Here is a 20,715-nt window from a genome sequence, read left to right on the forward strand (position 1 = left end):
CAATCCCCTTCAGCAGGCGAATCGGTAGGTCCGTCCGGGCAGGGCGGAACCCCAGGAGCTCTCCAGCTCGGCCGCGCCGGCGACCAGCGCGGCCCGGTCGACGGCGCTGTCCACCTCCAGCTCACCGGCCAGGAACAGCACGTCCTCGGCGGGCAGGGCGCCGTCCACCCCGCCGAGCGTCGTGTCGAACTGCCACACCCCGCTCTTCATCGCCACCAGGGCGTTGACCAGGCCGATGCCGTGCCGTTCGCGGAGACCGACGCGCAGGCTCGTCCCGCCCGCGGCGGCCGCGGCGTCCTGCAGCAGGCGCCGGACGCCGATGGGGGTGGCGGGCGAGCCGCCCTCCTCCAGGGCGATCTCGTCGCAGCCGAGCGCGGCGAGGCGCGCGATCGCCGAGGTCACGCCGTCACCGCCGGCGAAGGAGTCGGGCAGGTGCGCCACCGTGGCCAGGCCGGCCCGCCGCGCGGCCTCGACCACCCGGGCCTCCGCGTCCTCGCCGCCTTCTGCGGGTGCGGTCGCGGCATCTGCCCGCGGCGGTGCGGGGCCGGGCCGTCCGGCCACGAACTCCACGACGCCCGCTCCCGCCCTGACCACGGCGCCGATCTGGCCGGGCCGGTCGACCAGCGCCGAGGCGGTGGCCGGGTCGAGCTCCTGCCCGGCATCGGTACGGCGGGCCGGATCGTTCCACGGCCCGGCCAGCCGTACCCGCATGCCCGCCCCCCGCAGCAGCCGCGCCAGCGGCGCGGCCTCGACCCCCCTGCCACGCAGGGCGGCGAGCAGGCCGGTGTCGGCGACGGAGATGCGGTCGGGGAGCGGATCGGCCAGGTGGCTCCAGGTGCGCGAGTGGAACAGCACCGGCGCCACCCGCCGCGGCGTGGCGGAGGCGAGCACCTCGCCGACGAAGATGGTGTGGTCGCCGCCCGGGTAGGCGTGCGCGACCCGGCAGTCGAGCCAGCCGACGGCGTCGCCCAGCACCGGCGCCCCGGTCAGCGCGGTGGTCCAGGCGTGGCCGGCGAAGCGGTCGGGGTGGTGGCCGGCGAAGCGGCGGCCGAGCGCGGCCTGGTCCTTGCCGAGGATGCTGACCGCGAAGCCGCCGTGCTCGCCGACGAGGTGGTGCGTCCTGGTGCCGCGGGCCAAACAGACGAGCACCATGGGCGGGTCGAGGCTCACGCTGGAGAAGGCGCTGGCCGTCATGCCGTGCCAGTGGCCCGCGGCGCCGGTGGTGACGATCACCACCCCGCTGGGCCACTGGGCCATCACCGCCCGGAAGTCCGTTTCCACGACACCTCGCTGTTTCTTCAATGGAAACGCTGTAACGCTGAAGGTAACGGCTGGCCATTTTCATGTCAATGTGACGATGTTTCCCTCAGCGAAATACACTGGCCTCGTGAGCGTCGAGACGGAGAGTCAGAGCAGATCCATCGCCTCGGTGGAGCGGGCGATGGACGTCTTGCTGCTGTTCGGCCGGAGTCCGCGGCCTGACCTCGGGGTGACCGAGATCGCCACCGAGCTCGACCTGACCAAGGCGGCGGTGCACCGCATCCTCACCGCCCTGCGCAGTCGCGAGCTGATCGCGCTGGATCCGGTGTCGCGCCGCTACTCCCTGGGGCACGCCGCGATCGCGCTCGGCCGGGCCTACCTGGCCCGGACCGACCTGCGGGCGATGGCCGGCCCCGAGCTCCGGCTGCTGTCGGCGCGCACCGGCGAGACGGCGACCCTGTCGGTGCGGCGCGGTGACACGCGGCTGTACGTGGACCAGGTGGTCCCCGCCCAGGAGCTGCGGATGGAGGTCTCGCTGGGCATCCCGTACCCGCTGTACGCGGGCAGCTCCTCCAAGGCCATCCTCGCCTTCCTGCGCGAGCCGGAGATCGAGGCCTTCCTGGCCAGGCACAAGCTGGAGCCGCTGACGGCCAAGACCATCACCGACCCCGGCAAGCTGCGCGCCGAGCTCGCCGCGGTGCGCAAGCGCGGCTACGCCACCTCCCTGGGCGAGCGCCAGGAGGGCGCCGCCTCGGCGGCGGCGCCGATCTTCGACCACGACGGCCTGGTGATCGCCTCGGTGAGCGTGGCCGGGCCGAGCGCCCGCTTCAAGCCGTCGGCGCAGGAGACGGCGGCGACGCTCCTCGAGGCCGCCGCGCGGCTGTCGGCCCAGCTCGGCCACCGCCCGTCATAGGGCGGCGCCGGGTTTGAGCACGCCCAGCACCGCCGCCGCGAGCACACCGGCCCAGATCGCCCAGACGTACGGCAGGCAGCCGTCGACCGAGGCGCGCAGCTTCCCCTCCACCTCCGGCGTCGAGCCGGAGGCGGCCAGGGCGCCGAAAGCCGGCCCGAAGCCCCTGAGCTTGAGCCGGATGCCCAGCCCCGCCGCGATCGTCAGGGCGTAGAGCGCCAGCTTGCCCCCCAGCCAGCGCGGGTCGGTCGTGACCCCGAACGGGCGCTCGGCGATCAGCGTGTAGGCCGCCGCCCCGGTGATCGCGGCGATCAGCCCCAGCCTGATCGTCCAGTCGGCCCGCCTGACCAGCGGATGCCGCCCGGGCGCGTGGTGGTCCCGCACCGTCAGCGCGAGCCAGCCGAGCGCGAACGCCCACACCGCGAGCACCGACCACCACGGGAACAGTGCGACACCGAAGAGCTCGGCGCCGTGGGGTTCCAGCGCCATCAGCGTGAACCCGCTGGGCAGGAAGAGCACCAGGCAGATCTTCGGTCCCAGGTCGAGCCCGCTCATGATCTTCACTGCCGTCGTGCGGGCCTCCGGTCCCAGGGCGGGGTTGAGCACGTACCGGCTGGCGTAGAAGACGCCCAGGTCCCCGCCGAGCCAGAAGACGAACAGCACCAGGTGGAACACGATCCACCAGCCGTGCGGATGAGGTCCCACGTCGCTCCTCTCCGATGAGATGGAAACGAAGTTACCCTCTCGGAAACAGAGCAGGAAGAGGTGGCTTGAAACGATGTTCCACAAATTGGAACATGAGGCCACGCAAGGATTGACCCCGAAAACGTCAGACCCTTAGCGTGAATGGTCTGACGTTTCACGATCCCCGGGAGTCCCCGTGACGGTGCACGAGGCAGCCATCGGCCGCTACTTCGAGGACTTCACGGTCGGCGACATTCACCAGCACCCGCTCGGCCGCACCATCACCGAAGCGGACAACACCTGGTTCACGTTGCTGACCATGAACACCAACCAGAACCACTTCAACGCCCACTTCGCCGAGCGCGCCCCCTACGGCAGGATCATCGCCAACTCCGGCCTGACCGTCGCCGTGGTCCTCGGGCTGTCGGTCATGGACATGAGCCAGACGGCCGTCGTCAACCTCGGCTGGGAGGAGATCAAGCTCACCCACCCGGTCTTCGTCGGCGACACGATCTACGCCGAGTCGCTCGTCCTGGCCAAGCGTGAATCCGCCTCGCGGGCCTACGCCGGGATCGTCTCCTGCCGCACCCGGGGACTCAACCAGGACGGCGACGAGATCATGTCGTGGCGGCGGACCGTCATGGTCTACCGGCGCGACGCCCCCCACGACAAGGGCTACTTCCCGCAGGCCAAGACCGGGCCCCTGACCGCATGAGAATCACCTACGGGCCGTGGGGCGAGACCCTGGCCGAGCTGACCTCGGCGGCCAGAGCCGCCGAGGAGGCGGGCGCGGAGCTGATCTGGCTGCCCGAACTGCACCGCAGTGCCACCGTCAGCGCCGCCGCGGTGGCCTCGGCCACCACCCGGGCGGGCGTCGGCACCGCCATCGCGCTCGCCTTCACCCGCAGCCCGATGGTCACCGCGCTGGAGGCCCTCGACCTCGACGAGCTGACCGGCGGCCGGTTCGTCCTCGGGCTCGGCTCCGGGGCCAGGCGGCTCAACGAGAACTGGCACAACGCCCGCTGGGACAAGCCCCTGGCCCAGCTCCGGGAGACCGTCGAGGTGATCAGGGCCATCGTCGCCGGCTCGCACACCGGGGAGCCGCTGGAGTACCGGGGCGAGTGGCAGCGCCTCAGCGTGCGCGGCTTCCGCCGGCCGTACCAGCCGGTGCGCACCCGGATCCCGATCTACCTGGCCGCGGTCGGACCCCAGCTCACCCGGCTGGCCGCGCGGATCGCCGACGGATGGATCTCGCACGAGCTGTGCTCGCCCGCCTACCTGCGCGAGCACGTGCTGCCCAACCTCGCCGGACGCCCCGACGGCTTCGACGTCGTGGTCTCCGGCTGCTGCTCCATCGACCCCGATCCCGCCCTCGCCCGCGAACGCGCCGCCGGCGTGCTCGCCTTCTACGCCTCGGTCGCCACCTACCGCGACTTCTTCGCCTTCCACGGCCTGGCCGACGAGCACGCCCGCGTGGTCGAGGCCTTCCGCTCCGGCCACGCCGCGGAGGTGCCCGGCCGCATGGTGGAGCCCCTGGCGCTCACCGGCACGCCGGAGCAGGTGGCCGCCAGGATCGCCGAGTACGCCGGCCTCGCCGACACGATCAAGCTCACGCCCGCGGTGTACGGCAACAGCCCCGCGCAGATCCGCGAGAACCAGGCCCGCATCATCACCCTGATCAGGGAGCTGACCGCATGAGACCGTTGCAGGACGTCCGGGTCGTCAGCCTGGAGCAGTACGGCGCCGGCCCCTTCGGCACGGTGCACCTGGCCGACCTCGGCGCCGAGATCATCAAGATCGAGGACCCGCGCGCCGGCGGCGACGTCGGCCGCTACGTGCCGCCCTACACCGAGGGCGAGGACTCGCTGTTCTTCGAGACGTTCAACCGCAACAAGAAGTCGATCTCCCTGGACCTCGCGACGCCCGCCGGGCGCGAGGTCTTCGAAGACCTGGTACGGCACGCCGACGCGGTCTACTCCAACCTGCGCGGCGACGTCCCGGCCAAGATGCGCCTGACCTACGACGACCTCAAGCACCTCAACCCGGCGATCGTGTGCTGCTCGCTGACCGGCTTCGGCATGACCGGCCCGCGCGCCGCCGAACCCGGCTACGACTACATCCTGCAGGGGCTGGCCGGCTGGATGGAGCTCACCGGCGACCCCGGCGGCCCGCCCACCAAGTCCGGCCTGTCCCTGGTGGACTACTCCGGCGGCTTCGTGGCGGCGATCGCCCTGCTGGCGGCCCTGCACGCGGCCCGGCGCGACGGCGTGGGCACGGACTGCGACCTGTCGCTGTACGACACCGCGGTGAGCATGCTCAGTTACGTCGGCACGTGGGCGCTCAACACCGGCTACCGGCCCGCCCGCCTGCCCGGCTCCGCCCACCCCTCCCTGGTGCCGTTCCAGAACTTCGCCGCCGAGGACGGCTGGCTGGTGGTGGGCTGCGCGAAGGAGAAGTTCTGGCAGCGGCTGGCCGCCATCCTGGGGCCGGAGTTCGCCGATGAGCCGCGCTACGCCACCTTCGCGCTGCGCCGCGAGTTCGCGGCGGAACTGCTGCCCCGGCTGGCCGAGGTCTTCCGGACCAGAACCGTGGCCGAATGGCTGGCGGTGCTGGCCCCGGCGGGCATCCCGTGCGGGCCGGTCAACGACGTGGCGCAGGCCCTCGCCGAGGAGCACACCGCGGCCCGCGGCCTGATCGCCGAGGTCGAGCACCCGCGCTACGGCCGGGTGCGCCAGCTCGTCTCCCCGGTGCGGGTGGGCGCCGAGCCGGTCGAGCACCGCCGGGCCCCGCAGCGGGGCGAGCACTTCGAGGAGGTCGTCGGCGGCCTGCTCGGCTACTCGGCCGAGCGGATCGGCGCCCTGGCGGCGGCCGGGGCCTTCGGAGCGCCACGATGACGGCCGCGACGGCGGGACCGCCGACGTCGCCGACGGCCGCGGCCCGGCTGGCCGGATGGGCGCTGGGCCTGACCCTGGAGCAGGTGCCGCGACCAGCCCGCGAGGCGGCGCTGCGGCACCTGCTGGACGGGCTGGGCTGCGCCGTCGCCGCCGGGACCGACCTGCCCGCGGTCCGGGTCGCGCGGGACCTGGGCGGCCCCCCGGAGGCGACGATCCTCGGCACGCCGTGGCGGGTGGGGGCGCCCGCCGCCGCGCTGGCCAACGGCACGCTCGTGCACGCGCTCGACTTCGACGACACCCACGCCGGCGGCCTCGTGCACGCGACCGCGCCGGTGCTGCCGGTCGCCTTCGCCGTGGGCGAGGAGACCGGGGCCGGCGGCGCGGAGGTGCTGATCGCGGCGCTGACCGGCTACGAGACGATCTGCCGGCTGGGCGCCGCCGTACCGCACGGCTTCCACGCGCGCGGCCTGCACGCCACGGCGGTCTGCGGGGTGTTCGCCGCGGCGCTGGTCGCCGCCCGGCTCTACGGCCTGAGCCACGCCCGGTGCGTGGACGCGCTCGGCATCGCCGGGAGCCAGGCGGGCGGGCTGCTGGAGTTCCTGCACACCGGCGCCTCCACCAAGCAGTTGCACCCCGGCTTCGCCGCGCAGGCCGGGATCATGGCCGCCCGGCTGGCCCGCGCCGGAGCCTCCGGTCCCGCCAGCGTGCTGGAGGGGGCCCACGGCCTGTACGGCGCCCTGCTCGGCCGGCCCGGCCTCGACCCGATCACCGGGCTGGGCGAGCGCTGGGAGGTCACCCGGATCGGCGTCAAGCCGTACCCGGCCTGCCGGCTCCTGCACGCCAGCCTCGACGCCGCCCGCACCTTGAAGGCGGACGCCGGGGAGATCGCCGAGATCACCGCCGAGGTGCACCCGGACGCCGCGCCGATCGTCTGCGGGCCGGGCAAGGACCGGGTGCGCACGCCGTACGAGGCGAAGTTCAGCCTGCCGTGGAGCGTCGCCGCGATGCTCGTCGACGGCGAGGTCACCGTGCGCACCTACGCCGACGTCGATCGGCCGGAGGTCGCGGCGCTGGCCGCGAAGGTCCGGCACGAGGTCACGCCCTTCCCCGGCGTCGCCGCCGACCAGCCGGGACGGCTGCGCGTCCGGTTCGCCGACGGGACCTCGGCCGTGGCCGAGTCCCCGCCCCTCTCGCCGGATCCGGCCGAGCAGGTCCGCGCCAAGGCCCTCGGCAACGGGCTGAGCGAGCGCGCGGCCGGACTCGTCCTGAACCTGCCGAGCCTGTCCACCCTCCAGCCCCTGATCCAGGAGTTGATCGCATGACCGTGAGGCTGCCGGCCGTGACCGCCGTCGGCGCGCAGGAGGCCTACGCCCGGGCCCTGAGCGAGCTGGCGGAGACCGGCCTGTCCGAGGACGACCTCGTCCAGGTCGTGCAGTACGTGACCGAACCGGCGGCGGCCCGCGCCCCGGCCGGCGTGACCGTCTCCACGGTGACGGTCGAGGGCCTGCTGGACGGGACGGCCGCGGTCGAGCTGACCGCCTGGCCGGGCGGCGGCGAACGCATCCCCACCCCGCACGGCGTCGTCACCGTCGCCGACGAGATCGTCTACCTGCCCGGCATCCTGCCCGCCGACCTGACGGCGGGCTTCGGCGAGCAGTACCGCTCCTGCCTGGAGGTCGCCGGCGAGCTGCTGAAAGCGGCCGGAACCGGCCTGGAGGCGCTGGTGCGCACGACCGACTACACCGCCACCGCCACCCGCGCCGACTACCCCCGCTGCGGCCGTCCCCGCCGCGAGCTGCTCGGCGGCACCGGCACAGACGGGCGGCCGGTGCATCCCGGCGCGGCGGGCATCCTGGTGGACCGTCCTCCGGTGCCCGGCGCGATGGCCTGGCTCGACGCGGTGGCCTCCCGGCGGCCGCTGCGCGCGGTGAACCCGGGCTGGCGGCGCTACGAGACGCTGACCTACAAGCCCGGCGTGGTCGCGGGCGACACGCTGTTCATGTCGGGGTTCGGGGCGCTGGAGCCGGCCACGCAACGGGCCCTCTTCGCCGGCGACCTCGAGGCGCAGGCGGAGTTCACCTACGCGGCGATCGCCGCGGTCCTGCGCGAGGCGGGGCTGGGCGGGGAGTCCGTGGTGCGCCTCGTCGAGTACGTCACCCCCGACGGCGTCGCGAGATATCCGGGCATCGCGGCGATCCGCGAACGCTACTTCCCCGGCGCGCCCGCCCTCACCTCCGTGGTCTGCTCGGCCCTGCTGCGCCCGGAGTTCCTGATCGAGGTCGTCCCCACGGCGGTGTTCCCGTGAGCGACGAGGTCAGCTACACCGCCCCGGAGGAGCTCGGCCGGGCCGCCATCCGCTACTTCGCCCAGGCGGTCGGCGACGACAACCCGCTCTACACCGACGAGGACTACGCCCGCGAGCACGGCTACGCCGGCGTGATCGCCCCGCCCACCCTCATCTGCGAGACCAACCAGTACACCGGCCTGCCCAGGGACGAGGACGGCTCCACCGCCCACCGCTGGCCGCTGGACCTGCCCGGCCGCCGCCAGGTCAGGGGCGGCAACAGCTACGAGTTCCACCAGCCGGTCCGGCCCGGCGACGTGATCACCGCGACCTGGCGGATCGAGCGGGTCGAGGAGAAGGCGGGCAAGGTCTTCGTCACCTCCCGCGCCACCTACACCAACCAGCACGGCGAGCTGCTGGCCGTCAACGAGGAGGTGCTGGTGTGGATCTGATCCCGCCGCTGGAGCGCCGCATCGAGCTCCCCGACATGATCGCCTACGCCGGGGCGACCTGGGACTGGCACCGGCTGCACTACGCCCCCGAAGGCCTCGACCGCCCGGTGGTGGACGGCCAGCTCTTCGGCGCCCTGCTGGCCGAACAGCTCCAGGACTGGCTCGGCCCCGGCCACCGCCTCACCCGCCTGCACTTCCGCTTCCGCAGCATGGTCTTCGCCGGGGAGACGGTCCGCTGCACCGGCCGGGTGCTCAGCCGCGCCGGCGGGGTGATCACCGTCGAGCAGCAGGTCGTGGTGGTCGGCGCCGGAGGCGAGCCGGGCCGCGTCGCGGTCGCCCCCGCCGGAGCCACGGTGGTGCCCGCATGACGGTCGCCATCGCCGGGGCCGCCGAGTCCGACCTGGGCGTGACCGGCCGCTCCATCATGGAGCTGCAGACCCAGGCGGTCACCGGCGCCCTGGCCGACGCCGGGCTCGGCCTCGCCGACGTGGACGGCCTGGCCACCGCCGGCGTCTCCCGCTTCTCGGCCACCCAGGTGGCCGACTACCTCGGCATCCGGCCCTCCTGGAGCGACTCCACCTTCGCCGGAGGCTCGGCGTTCGAGATGTACGTGGCCAGGGCCGCGCAGGCGATCGAGGCCGGGCAGTGCACGACCGTCCTGATCTCCTATGGCTCCGACCAGCGCAGCGCGCGCTCCCGCTCGCTGGCGGGGGTGCTGGAGCCGCACACGCCGGAGGCGGAGTTCGAGGCCCCGTACGGCCCGCTCTACCCGATCTCGTACTACGCGATGGCCGCCCAGCGCTACCTGCACGTCCACGGCGCGGGGCGGGAGGACCTGGCCGAGGTCGCCGTCGCCGCCCGCGAGTGGGCGCTGCTCAACCCCAGGGCCTACCGCCACGGCGCCGGGCCGCTGACCGTCGGGGACGTGCTCGGCTCGCCCATGGTCTCCTCGCCGCTGACGGTCGCCGACTGCTGCCTGGTCACCGACGGCGGCGGCGCGATCGTGCTGACCAGCCTCGAGCGCGCGCGCGACCTGCGCCGCCCGCCCGTCGTGGTGCTCGGGTACGGCGAGGCCACCACCCACACCGGCATGGCCACCGCCGACGACCTGCTGCGCCCCGGTTCGATCGAGTCGGGCCGCCGCGCCTTCGCCATGGCGGGGCTGCGGCCCCGCGACGTGGACGTGGCGCAGCTCTACGACTCCTTCACCATCACCGTCCTGCTCACCCTGGAGGCGCTGGGCTTCTGCGGCCCGGGGGAGGCGGGTGACCTCGTGCGCAGCCGGGCCCTGCCGTACAACACCAACGGAGGCGGGCTGTCCTACTGCCACCCCGGCATGTACGGCCTGCTGCTGCTGGTCGAAGCGGTCCGCCAGCTCCGCGGCGAGTGCGGCCCGCGCCAGGTCGCCGGGGCGGAGATCGCGCTGGCCCACGGCACGGGCGGCATCTTCTCCACCCACGCCACCGTCCTGCTGGGAGCCGACCGATGACCCCCTGGTGGGCGGCCGCCGGGGAGGGCCGGCTGCTCCTTCAGCGCTGCCGGGCCTGCGGCCACCTGCAGCACTACCCCCGCGCGCTCTGCACGGCCTGCGGCGGCACGGACCTCGGCTGGCAGGAGTCGGCCGGGCGCGGCGTGGTGGACTCCTTCACCGTCGTCCACCGCGCCCCCTCGCCCGGCCACCGGCCGCCGTACGTCGTGGCCCGCGTCCGCCTGGACGAGGGGCCGATCCTGCTGACCAACCTGGTCGGCGACGCCGGCTGGCACTGCGACCAGCGGGTCCGGCTGGCCTGGCGCGCCCTGGACGACGGCCGCCGCCTGCCCGTCTTCGAGAAGGAGTGAGATGGACTTCGAGCTGGACGACGATCAGCGCGCCTTCCGCGAGACGTTGCGCGCGTTCGTCGACAAGGAGATCGTCCCGGTCGCGGGCGAGTGGGAGCGCACCGGCCGCTACCCCACCGAGATCGTCGACAAGATGAAGCTGATGGGCCTGTTCGGGCTGACCGTGCCGGAGGAGTACGGCGGGCTGGGCGCGGACCTGGTCTCCTTCGCCCTGGTCTTCGAGGAGATCGCGCGCGGCTGGATGGGCGTGGCCGGCGTGCTCGGCTCGCACACGCTGTCGTGCCGGATGATCGCCCGGTACGGCACGCCCGAGCAGAAGGCGGCCTACCTGCCCGACCTGGCCACCGGCGCGCGCCGCAGCGGCATCGCCCTCACCGAGCCCGGCGCGGGCACCGACCTGCAGGGCATCACCACCACCGCCCGCCGCGACGGCGACCACTACGTCGTGCGCGGCACCAAGACGTGGATCACCAACGCGCGCCACGCCAGCCCCCTGCCCGTCCTGGTCAAGACCTCGGTCACCGAGCCCGCCCACCGGGGCATGTCCGTCCTGCTCGTCGAGGACGGCTTCACCGTCAGCCGGGACCTGCCCAAACTCGGCTACAAGGGCACCGAGACGTGCGAGGTCGTGCTGGACGACGTGCGCGTCCCGGTCGCGAACCTGCTCGGCGGCGTCGAAGGCCGGGGGCTGCAGCAGGTGCTGTCCGGGCTGGAGAGCGGCCGGATCAACGTCGCCGCACGCGCGGTCGGCATCGCCCAGGCCGCCTACGACGCGGCGCTTGCCTACTCGCGTGAGCGCACCGCCTTCGGCCGGCCGATCGCCGGCTTCCAGGCCATCCAGCTCAAGCTCGCCGACCTGGCCACCGAGATCCAGGCGGCCCGCCTGCTCACCTACTGGGCCGCCGCCCGCGCCGACGCCGGCGGCCGGGCCGACATGGAGGCGGGGATGGCCAAGTACTTCGCCTCCGAGACCGCGATCAGGGCGTCGCTGGAGGCGATGCGCATCCACGGCGGGTACGGCTACTCGCAGGAGTACGTCGTCGAGCGGCTCTACCGCGACGCGCCGCTCATGGCCATCGGCGAGGGCACCAACGACGTGCTGCGCACGGTCATCGCCCGCTCGCTGCTGTCGGGCAAGGGCAAGGTGGGCTGGTGAGGTCGGCCCTGTACGTCCCGGGGGACCAGCCGGCCAAGCTGGCCAAAGCGCTGGAACGCGGCGCCGACGCGCTGATCGTCGACCTGGAGGACGCGGTCGCGCCCGCGGCCAAGGCCCGGGCCCGCGCGGAGGTCGCGGACTGGCTGCGCGCGTTGCCCGCCGATCCCGGCTGCGAGATCTGGGTGCGGATCAACCCCGGCGAACCCGGGCACGCCGACCTGCGGGCCGTGGCATTGCCGACGGTCACGGGCGTGTGCGTGGCCAAGACCGAATCGGCCGCCGAGCTGGTCGCGCTCGCCGCGCTGCTGGACGACGCCCCCTGGATCGGGCTCTGCCCGCTCCTGGAGAGCGGGGCCGCCGTCCTGGCCGCCGCGGAGATCGCCCGGGCGCCCCGGGTGCGCAGGCTCCAGCTCGGCGAGGCCGACCTGCGGGCCGACCTGGGCATCGAGCCGGGACCGGACGAGCGCGAGCTGCTGTGGGCGCGCTCGCAGGTGGTCGCGGCCGGCGCCGCCGCCCGGATCGGCCCGCCGCTCGGGCCGGTCAGCCCCGACTTCCGCGACCTGGATCGCCTGCGGGCCTCGACCGAGGCGCTGCGGCGCCTGGGCTTCCGCGGCCGGGCCTGCATCCATCCGGCGCAGGTCGCGGTGGTCAACGAGGTCTTCACCCCGGCCGCCGAGGAGGTCGACCGGGCCCGCGCGCTGATCGCCCGCTTCGAGGCGGCGGAAGCGGGTGTGGTGCTGGACGAGGCGGGGCGGATGGTCGACGAGGCGGTCGTCCGCCAGGCTCGGCGGCTGTTGTCGTGATCGGTCTCGACGATGGCCTGCTCGACCGGGAGTACGTCCTGCCGGGCTCCACCGTCCCGGTCCGGCTGGCCCGGTTGCGCCTGGACGGCGACGGCGGGTCGGTGTCGCTGGTGCGTTTTCCGCCCGGCTGGACCAGGCCCGGGCGCGGGCACTACCTGGCCGGGGAGGAGTTCGTGGTGTTCGAGGGCGAGCTGCGGGTCTCCGGGGTCGGCTACCTGCCCGGCGACTGGGGCTGGCTGCCCGCCGGAGCGCCCAGGTTCGAGTCCGCCACCCCCCTCAGGGGCGTTGGCGCTGGCGTGCTTCGACGGGCCGCCCAGGTGGGTGGCGGGTGACGGCCCGTCGCCTGTGCCGCCGAGGCGGGTCCGGCTGGGGTCGGTCGCGGTTCCGCCCGGCGGGCTCGAACTGCTGGCGGGCACCGTCCTGCACGAGCGTCCGCCTGCCGTACCTGACGCTGACGTCGAGGTGCTCGCGCTGACGGAACGCCGGTGGGGGCTGCTGGAGGCCGGGCGGGAGCCGCCGTCCGGGCGGCTCCTGCTCCGGCGGCGCTGAGCCCGGTCGTCGTCCTCAGCGCGGGACGACGGTGAGGCGGGCCAGGCTCGCCACGCCGTCGCGGTCCGGCAGCCGCCCGGCGGCCTCGATCAGCGCCTCGACCTGATCCGGCGCCAGCGCGCGTCCGGCGTTGGCGCGGAACTTCAGGGCCTGCTCCGCCCGCGACAGCGGGTGCTCGGGGCCGCCTCGCGAGGAGTCCACCCGGTGCTCCAGCACCGAGCCGTCGGCCAGCCGTACCCGGAGCACGGCGGCGAACGAGCGCGGGAACAGCTCGGAGGCCCGCTCGTCGGCCACGCACCGCACCCGGGCCGCCAGCGCCAGCCGGGCCGGATCGAGCTCCACGAAGTCGTCGAGCGCGAGCCCGAGCCCGCCCCCGCCGAGCAGCGCGGCGGCGACGGTGTAGGGCCCGGAGAACTTGGCGTGGTACGGCGTGCGCGGCCGGATCTTCTCCTCGTACGGCTCGGCGATGGTGCGCAGCACCGGAGCGGCCACCCCCAGCTCGACCTCCTCGATCCCGGCCGGATCGAGCCCCCGCGCGCGCAGGGCCAGCGCGCAGTCGACGCCCGGATGGGTGAAGTGGTTGGACGGGTAGGGCTTGTAGACGGTGCGCAGCAGCTCCCACCGCTCACCCAGGCCCGACAGCAGCGCGCCGGCGTCGAAGCGCCCGTCGATCCAGGCCTGGAAGAAGCCGAAGCGGCCCTCCAGGACGGTCGGCGGCCCGGTCAGCCCTTCGGCGGCCAGGACGGCGGCCGACACCCCGGCGTGGGCGGCCCAGCCGCAGTGCGCCCGCTTGACGCTGCCGCCGGTGCGGTTGGCCTCGAGCAGGCCGGAGCCCATGCTCGCGGCGATGCCGGCGGCGTGGGCGAGGCCGCCGGCGTCCAGGCCGGAGACCAGCCCGGCGGCGACGGCCGCGCCGATCGTGCCGCAGATGGAGGTGGCGTGCTGCCCCTTGTCGAAGAAGAGCGAGTTGCGGGCCTCGGGCAGGTAGGAGGCCATGCCGAGGCGGTTGCACACCTCGATGCCCGCGGCGACGGCGGCGATCAGCGTGCTCCCGCTCGCGCCTGCGGCCTCGGCGGCGGCCAGGGCGGCGGGCACCACGGGGGCGCTGGGGTGCAGGACGGAGGGCAGGTGGGTGTCGTCGAAGTCGAGGGCGTGGGCGAGGGTGCCGTTGACCAGGGCGGCCGAGGGGGCGGGCAGCCGGTCGCCGCTGCCGATCGCGGTCGCCTCCGGGCTGCCGCCCCACCGCCGGACGGCGCGCAGGACCGCCGGGGCGGCCCCCTGGCCGGGCCCGCCGGATTCGGCGTCGGGTGCGGCGTCGGGTTCGGCGTAGGCGGCCAGGCAGTTGCCCAGGACGTCGAGGATCCGGCCGATCACGTCGTCGTGCACCTCGGCGGGCACGCCGGCGTCCCGGCAGCCGGCGGCGAAGGCGGCCAGGCGCTGCACGTGCGTCGTCATGCCGGGCTCACGAAGGCGAGCGGGCGGGCGGGCGCGCCGGTGGCGCCGACGATCGGGAGCGGGGCCAGGACGAGCAGGAACTCGCGGGCGCCGCTGTCGAGCAGCTCGGCCAGGCGCATCGTCTCGACGATGTGGACGCCGGACTCCACCAGCAGGATCCGGTGCACGGGGAGGGTGGCGTGGCCGCGGCCGGGCGCGATGTGCTCGAAGGCGATGCTCTCGCCGCCGACCAGGCGCGGCGCGCGCTCGGCCAGCCAGCGGCCCGCCCGCTCGCCCGGTCCTGGCACGCCGTCCCGGTGCCCGACGAAGGCCGGCCCGTCCGCCCACAGCCGGGACCAGCCGGTGCCGATCAGGACGGCGTCGCCGGCGCGGATCTCCAGCCCGGCGGCGGCCCGTTCCAGGTCATCGGGGGTGATCTCGTAGCCGGCGGGCAGGACCGCCACCCCGTGCGCCGCGGCCACGTCCAGGAGCACGCAGCGCCCGGCGTAGGGCTCGAACTCGTCGATGCCGAGCGAGCCGAACCCCTCGTGCGAGGTGAGCTCGGCGGCCGGCCGCCCGCCGTGCAGCAGCCCGTCCTGGCTGACGTGGGCCGGCGCGTCCACGTGGGTGCCGACGTGGCCGCCGGTGACGATCACCTCGTTGGCCGCCGAGCCGCCGTCGGGGCGGACCAGGTCGCCGTGCCGCCGTTCGAGCGCCATGCGGAAGGGCGGATGGTTCGGCGACTGCGGCATGCCCTTGCGCATGGGCTGTGCCAGATCGAACATCCTGGCCGCCGCCACGGCCCTCCACAGGGTCATCGGAGCGTTCCGTTCTGCACCGCACAACTCCCAGAGCCAGTGTTCCAATTTACGGAATGGTGTTCCAAACTGTACCCATGGTGGGCGAGCCGGTCCATCAGAAGGAAACAATGTCACCGGATGGGAAACCTCGATGCTCTATCTGGTCTACCGGATGCGACTGTCGCCGCGGGCGCGCAGGGACATGAAGGCGTTCTGGGCCTGGCTGGAGGAGCGCGAACGCTGGTTCTACCGCGACCTGCCCATGGTCAGGGAGGTGCGCTGGTACTACAGCGTGGTCGGCGAGGTCTACACGCTGGAGAACTGGGCCGCCTTCGAGGACGAGGCGGCGTGGGGCGCCTACCGGGCCGCCCTGGCCACGCTGAAGGCCGACACCTCGTGGGAGTCCGAGCGCGTCACGCAGGAGGAGTGGTGGGATTTCCTCGACACGAGGATCATGACCGACCCGCCGGTCGCCGCCGGATTCCGGCGCGAGTGACGGGACCCACGAGCCTGAGGAGCCACCACCATGCCTGCCAGAGTGCCCGCCAGAGGGCCCACCGGCGTGCCCGCCGGCGCGTCTGAACGCGCCGCCACCGAGGTCGGCAGCCAGACCGTCGCCACCGTCGAGCGAGCCGCCGACGTCCTCGTCCTGTTCGCCGAGTCCGGCGCCCTCACCCTCGGCGTGACGGAGATCGCCGAGAGCCTGGGCATGTCCAAGGCGGCCGTCCACCGGGTCCTGGCCTCGCTGCGCACCAGGGGACTGGTCGAACTCGACGAGGAGAGCAGGCGCTACTCGCTGGGGCTGACCGCGATGCGGCTGGGCCTGGCCTACCTCGACCGGATCGACGTGCGGCGCCTGGCCGCCCCCGAGCTCGTCGAGCTGAGCCGGCGCACCCAGGAGACGGCGACGCTGTCCATCCGCACGGGCGGCAGCAGCCGGGTCTACCTCGACCAGGTGACACCGGAGCGCGAGGTGATCATGTCGGTCTCGCTCGGCGTGCCGTACCCCCTGCACGCCGGCGGGTCGTCCAAGGCGTTCCTGGCGTTCCTGACCGACGCCGAGATCGCCGACTACCTGGAGCAGCCGCTCACCCGGCTGACCCCCTCGACCGTCACCGACCCCGACCGGCTGCGCACCGAACTGGCGCTCATCCGGCGCCGCGGTTACGCCATGTCCATCTCGGAACGGCAGAGCGGAGCCGCCTCCGTCGCCGCCCCGATCCTCGACCACCACGGCCGGCCCGCCGCGGTCGTCAGCGTCTGCGGCCCGGCGGAACGCTTCGTCGGCGAGGCCGACGCCTGCGCCGCCGCGCTCCTCGAAGCCGCCGACCGGCTCTCCGCCCAGCTCGGCCATCGAAAGGAATCCCCTGATGCACCGCTACGACCTGCTCGTCAAGGGCGGGCTGATCGTCCTTCCCTTTCACGGTGAGATCCGCGCGGACCTGGCCGTCTCCGGCGGCCGGGTCGCCGCCCTCGCCTCGGAGATCGGCACGGCCGAGGCCGCCGAGGTCATCGACGCCACGGGCAAGATCGTGCTGCCGGGCGCCGTCGACGCGCACTTCCACATCGGCATCTACCGGGACATGGCGCTGGACGCCTTCGAGGAGACCCGCTCCTCCCTCGTCGGCGGGGCGACGACCGTCCTGTCCTACTTCCGCACCGGGCAGCACTACCTCGACCGGACCGGGCCCTACAAGCAGATCTTCCCCGAGGTGCTGGAGGCGGTGGCCGGGCGGTGCTTCACCGACTACGGCTTCCACCTGGCGCCGATGACGGTCGAGCAGATCGGCGAGATCCCGCAGCTCGTCGAGGAGCACGGGATCACCTCCTACAAGTACTACATGTTCTACAAGGGCTTCGACCTGGCCGCCAACAGCCGGGACGCCCAGGCGTTCACGATGGGCGACGAGTACGACCTCGGCCACCTCTTCCTGATCATGGAGCAGCTCGCCGCGGTGCAGGCCGCCCGTCCGGACGTCCGCCTGTCGCTCTCCCTGCACTGCGAGCAGTCGGAGCTGATGCGGGTCTTCATCGACCGGGTCCGGCGCAGCGGCGCCCCGCAGAACCTGCGGGCCTACAGCGAGGCCCGGCCGCCGCTGACCGAGCGCGTCGCGATCGCCGAGGCGACCACGCTGGCCGGCCACACCGGCACGAACCTCAACCTGCTGCACCTGTCGAGCGCCGACGCCCTGGCGGCCGCGGCCACCGCCCGGGACCTCCACCGGCACGTGGACATGCGCTTCGAGACCACCCTGCACCACCTGTGCCTGGACCACGACGAGCTCGACGCCCGCGGCGGGCTCGGCGGCAAGGTCAACCCGCCCATCCGCACCCGCGAGCACAACGAGGCGCTCTGGCGGGGCGTGCGGGACGGCGTGGTGAGCTGGGTGGCCTCCGACCACGCCTGCTGCATGGAGGAGCACAAGGGCGACCTGCTCTGGCCGGCCCGGCCCGGCTTCGGCGGCACCGCCCTGCTCTATCCCGTGCTGGTCTCCGAGGGACATCTCAAGCGCGGCATCCCGTTGACCAGGATCGCCGAGATCGCCTCGGCCAACCCGGCCAAGGCCTACAACCTGTGGGGCCGCAAGGGCAGCCTCGCGGTCGGCTTCGACGCCGACCTCACCGTGGTCGACCCGGAGCTGACCCGGACGGTCACGACCGATCTGCTGCTGTCGGCGCAGGACCACTGCCCCTTCGAGGGCGCCGTCGTGACCGGCTGGCCGGTGGCCACCGTGGTCGGCGGCCGGGTCGCCTACCGGGACGGCGAGGTGGTCGGCTCGCCGGGCGGCGCCTATCTTCCGCGCTCGTGACACGTCCGGCCCGTTGACCCGCGCCCCGGCCGCCTTCGGGTGAGATGCGTGCCGCCGGGGCGCCGGGCATTCCGCCGGTGGGCTACATGCCGTCGCCGTCCCACCGGCCGCGCGAACGGCTCCGGACCGGGATGCTGGAGACGACCGGCGCGGGGATCGGGTCCCCGGGCTTCCACGCCCTGCCCTGCCCCCAGTTGTGCGCGTTGGCGTCGGTGCGCTCGTCGGGGTGCTCCAAGGTGCTCGGGTCGGCACCCCAGTCGTGCCCGTGCCCGTGCCCGTGCCCGTGCTCATGGTCATGGTCGTGCCCGTGCTCGTGGTCGTGGTCGCGGCCGCCTTGGAGGCGGGCGGCGTCCATGGCCTTGGCGATGGCGAGGAGGCTCTTGTCCGTGCCCAGGCCGTGCTGCACGTACTCGGCGTCCGGCCGGCCCTGCTCGTGCTGGAAGCGCCAGGCGGCGGCCAGGTCGGCCAGATCGCGCTCGCTGCGCCGGGTCGGCCGGGCGGCCAGGTCGTGCGAGGACTGCGACCAGCGCATCCGCCCGCCCCGCGGCCCGTAGTTGACCGCTTCGCCGCCCCAGCGGACCCACTCGTTCTGCGTGTACCAGTTGTGCAGCTCGCCGTCGGAGCGCAGCAGCCAGGTGGCGCCGCCCTCCATGGTGGTGAAGTGGCCGTGCTTGACCCGGGCCGGGCGGAAGAAGTAGGTGCCCAGGTCGAGCGTGCCGAAGTTGTACTCCATGTGCCCCTGGACCGTGTAGGCCTCCTCGTAGCAGGGGTGGTGGGCCAGGCGGTGGTCGGCCCAGCCCTCCTGGGCGTGCACGAGGCGGGTGTAGAAGCCGGTCACCGGGTCCACGTGCAGGTATTTGATGAACAGGCCCGGCATGGGTCCGGGGTTGGGCACGGCGTCCCACCGCATGGCCTCGCTGTCGATGACGATGACCTCGTCGCGGGCGCTGTCCCAGCGCGTGGCCCCGAGGTCGAACCCGGCGTCGCCGTACTCGCGGTAGTGCAGGATCCGGGTGCCCTCGGCGAAGGTGACGGCCTCGGTGGGCACCCCCTTCGGCGCGTGCACGTAGCCGCCCTTGCCGAGGCGGCGACCGCCGTAGGTCATCGAGCCTTCGAGCACGTAGTACTCGGTGTCGGCGTGGTGCACGCCGGGCCCGCGGCCCCAGCCGGTGTGGAAGTCGATCCGCAGCGAGGAGGAGCCGTCCTCCTCGTCCACCGACAACCGGCGCTCGCTGGCGCGGCCCTCGCCGCCGACGAGCTCGGCGCCGTGCCAGACGTAGTCGTCTTCCTGGATCAGCTCAACGTGGGGGCGCATAGCTCTCCTTCAGGGTGCGCTTGAGGATCTTGCCCGCGGCGTTGCGGGGGAGCGCGCTGACGAACTCCACGCGCCGGGGCAGCTTGGGGCCGGAAAGGCTGGTACGGCAGTGCGCGTCGAGGGCGCCGGGCGGCACGGAGGCGCCGGGGAGGGTGACGACGAAGGCGGCCACCGTCTCGCCCCACCGCTCGTCCGGCAGGCCGACGACGGCCACCTCGGCGACGCCGGGGAAGGCGGCGATGACGTCCTCCACCTCGCGCGGCGCGATGTTCACCCCGCCCGAGATGATCATGTCCTTCTTGCGGTCGACGACGGAGATGTAGCCCTCCTCGTCCCGCACGACGATGTCGCCGCTGGTGAGGTAGCCGTCGCCGGTGACGCAGGCGGCGGTGGCCGCCGGGTCGTCCAGGTAGCCGTTCATCAGGTACGGCGAGCGGCTGAACAGCTCGCCGCGCTCGCCCGGCCCGACGGCGTGGCCGTCGTCGTCCACGACGCGCACCTCGGTCATGAACCACGGCCGGCCCACCGAACCGATCTTGCGGCGGGCGTCGGCCGGCCGGCAGTTGGCGACGATCCCCGCCTCGGTCGAGCCGTACAGCTCGTGCACGCCGACGCCGGGGAAGGCGTCCAGCACCCACTCCTTGAGCGGGCCGGGCAGCGCGGCGGCGTTGAAGTAGAGCGTGTCCAGCGAGGACAGGTCGTGCTTGCGCAGCGCCGCCTCGCCGAGCGCCCGGATCGCGTGGGCGTGCGTGGGGACCAGGAAGACCGACTGGGCGCGTTCGCGCTCGATCATGGCGAGCAGCCGCTCGGGGTCCCAGGAGCGGAGCATCGCCACCGTCCCGCCGGTGAAGACGGGCGCGTAGCCGAAGGCGAAGCCGGCGCCGTGGTACATCGGCGCGACCGCGATGGTGCGCCGCCCGAGGCCCAGGCCCCACTCCAGGGCCGCGGCGTAGAAGGTCAGCGCCCTGGAGCGGTGGCTGATCACCACGCCCTTGGGGCTGCCGGTGGTGCCGGAGGTGTAGGCGACGCAGAACGGGTCGCGCTCGTCGACGGGGATCCGGGGGCCGGTGCCGGAGACGGTGGAGAGCATCGCGTCGTAGGAGGGGCCGAGCCCCGTCCCGCCGATCGACAGCACGGTCCCGGGCGCGCAGGACGCGGCGACCGAGCTCAGCGCGTGATCCAGGATCAGCGCCCGGCTGCCCGAGTGCCCCATGACGTAGGCCGCCTCGGCGGCGGTGAGGCGGGGCGCGATCGGTACCATGACCAGCCCCGCCTCGGCGATGCCGCAGGCGATCTCGGGGTACTCCATGCGGTTGCCGAGCAGGACCGCGACCCGCTCACCCGGCCGCAGGCCGGCGCGGAGCAGGACGTTGGCCAGCCGTCCGGAGCGGTCGCGCAGCCCTCGGTAGCTCAGTTTCCGCTCGCCGTCGACCACGGCGATCGCGTCAGGGGTGGCGGCGCCGAACTCGCGCACGCCGCCGGCGATGGACAGCGAGGCGCCTCGGGGGAGGGGCATCGGAACACC

The 20,715-nt window shown here is 73.9% G+C and carries 23 protein-coding genes; 17 read left to right on the forward strand and 6 right to left on the reverse strand.

The features are described 5' to 3' along the window. Positions 1–9: 9 nt before the first annotated feature. Entirely contained in the window at positions 10–1,281 is a 1,272-nt protein-coding gene (locus ACIBG7_RS34345) for a flavin reductase (RefSeq protein ID WP_397338901.1), read from the reverse strand. Positions 1,282–1,387: 106 nt separating this feature from the next. Between ACIBG7_RS34345 and ACIBG7_RS34350 the strand changes: the two genes are divergently transcribed. Next, positions 1,388–2,173, forward strand: a complete 786-nt coding sequence (locus tag ACIBG7_RS34350; RefSeq protein ID WP_357925861.1) for an IclR family transcriptional regulator — start codon at positions 1,388–1,390, stop codon at positions 2,171–2,173. Here ACIBG7_RS34350 and ACIBG7_RS34355 read toward each other — a convergent pair. Further along, complete coding sequence (locus tag ACIBG7_RS34355; RefSeq protein ID WP_397338902.1) at positions 2,168–2,875, reverse strand: hypothetical protein; 708 nt, start codon at positions 2,873–2,875, stop codon at positions 2,168–2,170. The two genes, ACIBG7_RS34350 and ACIBG7_RS34355, sit on opposite strands and share 6 nt — an antisense overlap. 175 nt (positions 2,876–3,050) lie before the next feature. Between ACIBG7_RS34355 and ACIBG7_RS34360 the strand changes: the two genes are divergently transcribed. The 13 genes from ACIBG7_RS34360 to ACIBG7_RS34420 are packed head-to-tail and all read left to right on the forward strand — an operon-like array spanning position 3,051 to position 12,831. Beyond that, complete coding sequence (locus ACIBG7_RS34360; protein WP_357925866.1) at positions 3,051–3,569, forward strand: MaoC family dehydratase; 519 nt, start codon at positions 3,051–3,053, stop codon at positions 3,567–3,569. Then, a complete protein-coding gene (locus ACIBG7_RS34365) occupies positions 3,566–4,552 on the forward strand; it encodes an LLM class flavin-dependent oxidoreductase (RefSeq protein ID WP_397338903.1) in 987 nt (328 codons plus the stop codon). Before ACIBG7_RS34360 ends, ACIBG7_RS34365 begins: the two co-directional genes overlap by 4 nt. Beyond that, on the forward strand, positions 4,549–5,748 hold the full coding sequence (locus ACIBG7_RS34370) for a CaiB/BaiF CoA transferase family protein (RefSeq protein ID WP_397338904.1): 1,200 nt from the start codon (positions 4,549–4,551) through the stop codon (positions 5,746–5,748). Before ACIBG7_RS34365 ends, ACIBG7_RS34370 begins: the two co-directional genes overlap by 4 nt. Further along, a complete protein-coding gene (locus ACIBG7_RS34375; protein WP_397338905.1) occupies positions 5,745–7,070 on the forward strand; it encodes an MmgE/PrpD family protein in 1,326 nt (441 codons plus the stop codon). Before ACIBG7_RS34370 ends, ACIBG7_RS34375 begins: the two co-directional genes overlap by 4 nt. Next, entirely contained in the window at positions 7,067–8,053 is a 987-nt protein-coding gene (locus ACIBG7_RS34380) for a Rid family hydrolase (protein ID WP_397338906.1), read from the forward strand. Before ACIBG7_RS34375 ends, ACIBG7_RS34380 begins: the two co-directional genes overlap by 4 nt. Beyond that, the gene (locus ACIBG7_RS34385; protein WP_357925880.1) at positions 8,050–8,484 is read left to right on the forward strand and encodes a MaoC family dehydratase N-terminal domain-containing protein; all 435 of its coding nucleotides are present in this window, start codon (positions 8,050–8,052) and stop codon (positions 8,482–8,484) included. The genes ACIBG7_RS34380 and ACIBG7_RS34385 overlap by 4 nt, the downstream gene beginning before the upstream one ends. Next, the gene (locus tag ACIBG7_RS34390) at positions 8,475–8,852 is read left to right on the forward strand and encodes a MaoC/PaaZ C-terminal domain-containing protein (protein WP_357925883.1); all 378 of its coding nucleotides are present in this window, start codon (positions 8,475–8,477) and stop codon (positions 8,850–8,852) included. Before ACIBG7_RS34385 ends, ACIBG7_RS34390 begins: the two co-directional genes overlap by 10 nt. Continuing rightward, the gene (locus ACIBG7_RS34395) at positions 8,849–9,973 is read left to right on the forward strand and encodes an acetyl-CoA acetyltransferase (RefSeq protein WP_397338907.1); all 1,125 of its coding nucleotides are present in this window, start codon (positions 8,849–8,851) and stop codon (positions 9,971–9,973) included. The genes ACIBG7_RS34390 and ACIBG7_RS34395 overlap by 4 nt, the downstream gene beginning before the upstream one ends. Continuing rightward, positions 9,970–10,323: a Zn-ribbon domain-containing OB-fold protein gene (locus ACIBG7_RS34400; protein ID WP_357925887.1), complete on the forward strand. Its 354-nt coding sequence runs from the start codon at positions 9,970–9,972 to the stop codon at positions 10,321–10,323. The genes ACIBG7_RS34395 and ACIBG7_RS34400 overlap by 4 nt, the downstream gene beginning before the upstream one ends. A 1-nt stretch (position 10,324) precedes the next feature. Then, on the forward strand, positions 10,325–11,479 hold the full coding sequence (locus ACIBG7_RS34405; RefSeq protein WP_397338908.1) for an acyl-CoA dehydrogenase family protein: 1,155 nt from the start codon (positions 10,325–10,327) through the stop codon (positions 11,477–11,479). After that, positions 11,476–12,282 (forward strand): HpcH/HpaI aldolase/citrate lyase family protein, encoded by an 807-nt coding sequence (locus tag ACIBG7_RS34410; protein WP_397338909.1) that lies wholly within the window; start codon positions 11,476–11,478, stop codon positions 12,280–12,282. The genes ACIBG7_RS34405 and ACIBG7_RS34410 overlap by 4 nt, the downstream gene beginning before the upstream one ends. Next, positions 12,279–12,614, forward strand: a complete 336-nt coding sequence (locus ACIBG7_RS34415; RefSeq protein WP_397338910.1) for a hypothetical protein — start codon at positions 12,279–12,281, stop codon at positions 12,612–12,614. Before ACIBG7_RS34410 ends, ACIBG7_RS34415 begins: the two co-directional genes overlap by 4 nt. Positions 12,615–12,627: 13 nt before the next feature. Beyond that, positions 12,628–12,831, forward strand: a complete 204-nt coding sequence (locus ACIBG7_RS34420; protein WP_397338911.1) for a hypothetical protein — start codon at positions 12,628–12,630, stop codon at positions 12,829–12,831. Between the two features lie 15 nt (positions 12,832–12,846). On the opposite strand, the gene ACIBG7_RS34425 is transcribed toward ACIBG7_RS34420, so the two are convergent. After that, a complete protein-coding gene (locus tag ACIBG7_RS34425; protein ID WP_397338912.1) occupies positions 12,847–14,286 on the reverse strand; it encodes an MmgE/PrpD family protein in 1,440 nt (479 codons plus the stop codon). Next, complete coding sequence (locus tag ACIBG7_RS34430) at positions 14,283–15,083, reverse strand: cyclase family protein (protein ID WP_357925900.1); 801 nt, start codon at positions 15,081–15,083, stop codon at positions 14,283–14,285. Before ACIBG7_RS34430 ends, ACIBG7_RS34425 begins: the two co-directional genes overlap by 4 nt. Before the next feature lie 133 nt (positions 15,084–15,216). Here ACIBG7_RS34430 and ACIBG7_RS34435 point away from each other — a divergent pair, with 133 nt between their 5' ends. From ACIBG7_RS34435 to ACIBG7_RS34445, 3 genes are read left to right on the forward strand one after another with little or no spacing between them, the layout of a single operon-like run. Further along, positions 15,217–15,561 carry a hypothetical protein gene (locus ACIBG7_RS34435; protein ID WP_397338913.1) on the forward strand — a complete coding sequence of 115 codons (345 nt, stop codon included), beginning with the start codon at positions 15,217–15,219 and terminating at the stop codon, positions 15,559–15,561. 30 nt (positions 15,562–15,591) lie between these two features. Beyond that, a complete protein-coding gene (locus ACIBG7_RS34440; RefSeq protein ID WP_397338914.1) occupies positions 15,592–16,494 on the forward strand; it encodes an IclR family transcriptional regulator in 903 nt (300 codons plus the stop codon). After that, positions 16,436–17,875 carry a dihydroorotase family protein gene (locus tag ACIBG7_RS34445; protein ID WP_397338915.1) on the forward strand — a complete coding sequence of 480 codons (1,440 nt, stop codon included), beginning with the start codon at positions 16,436–16,438 and terminating at the stop codon, positions 17,873–17,875. The genes ACIBG7_RS34440 and ACIBG7_RS34445 overlap by 59 nt, the downstream gene beginning before the upstream one ends. Before the next feature lie 82 nt (positions 17,876–17,957). Here ACIBG7_RS34445 and ACIBG7_RS34450 read toward each other — a convergent pair whose 3' ends face one another. Together ACIBG7_RS34450 and ACIBG7_RS34455 are read right to left on the reverse strand one after the other, a co-directional pair. After that, positions 17,958–19,190 carry a DUF4437 domain-containing protein gene (locus tag ACIBG7_RS34450; protein WP_397338916.1) on the reverse strand — a complete coding sequence of 411 codons (1,233 nt, stop codon included), beginning with the start codon at positions 19,188–19,190 and terminating at the stop codon, positions 17,958–17,960. Continuing rightward, the gene (locus ACIBG7_RS34455) at positions 19,174–20,706 is read right to left on the reverse strand and encodes an AMP-binding protein (protein WP_357925915.1); all 1,533 of its coding nucleotides are present in this window, start codon (positions 20,704–20,706) and stop codon (positions 19,174–19,176) included. The genes ACIBG7_RS34450 and ACIBG7_RS34455 overlap by 17 nt, the downstream gene beginning before the upstream one ends. Positions 20,707–20,715: the final 9 nt, after the last annotated feature.

Origin of the sequence: Nonomuraea sp. NPDC050328, from assembly GCF_044459405.1 — a bacterium.
In the GTDB taxonomy this organism is placed as follows: Bacteria; Actinomycetota; Actinomycetes; order Streptosporangiales; family Streptosporangiaceae; genus Nonomuraea.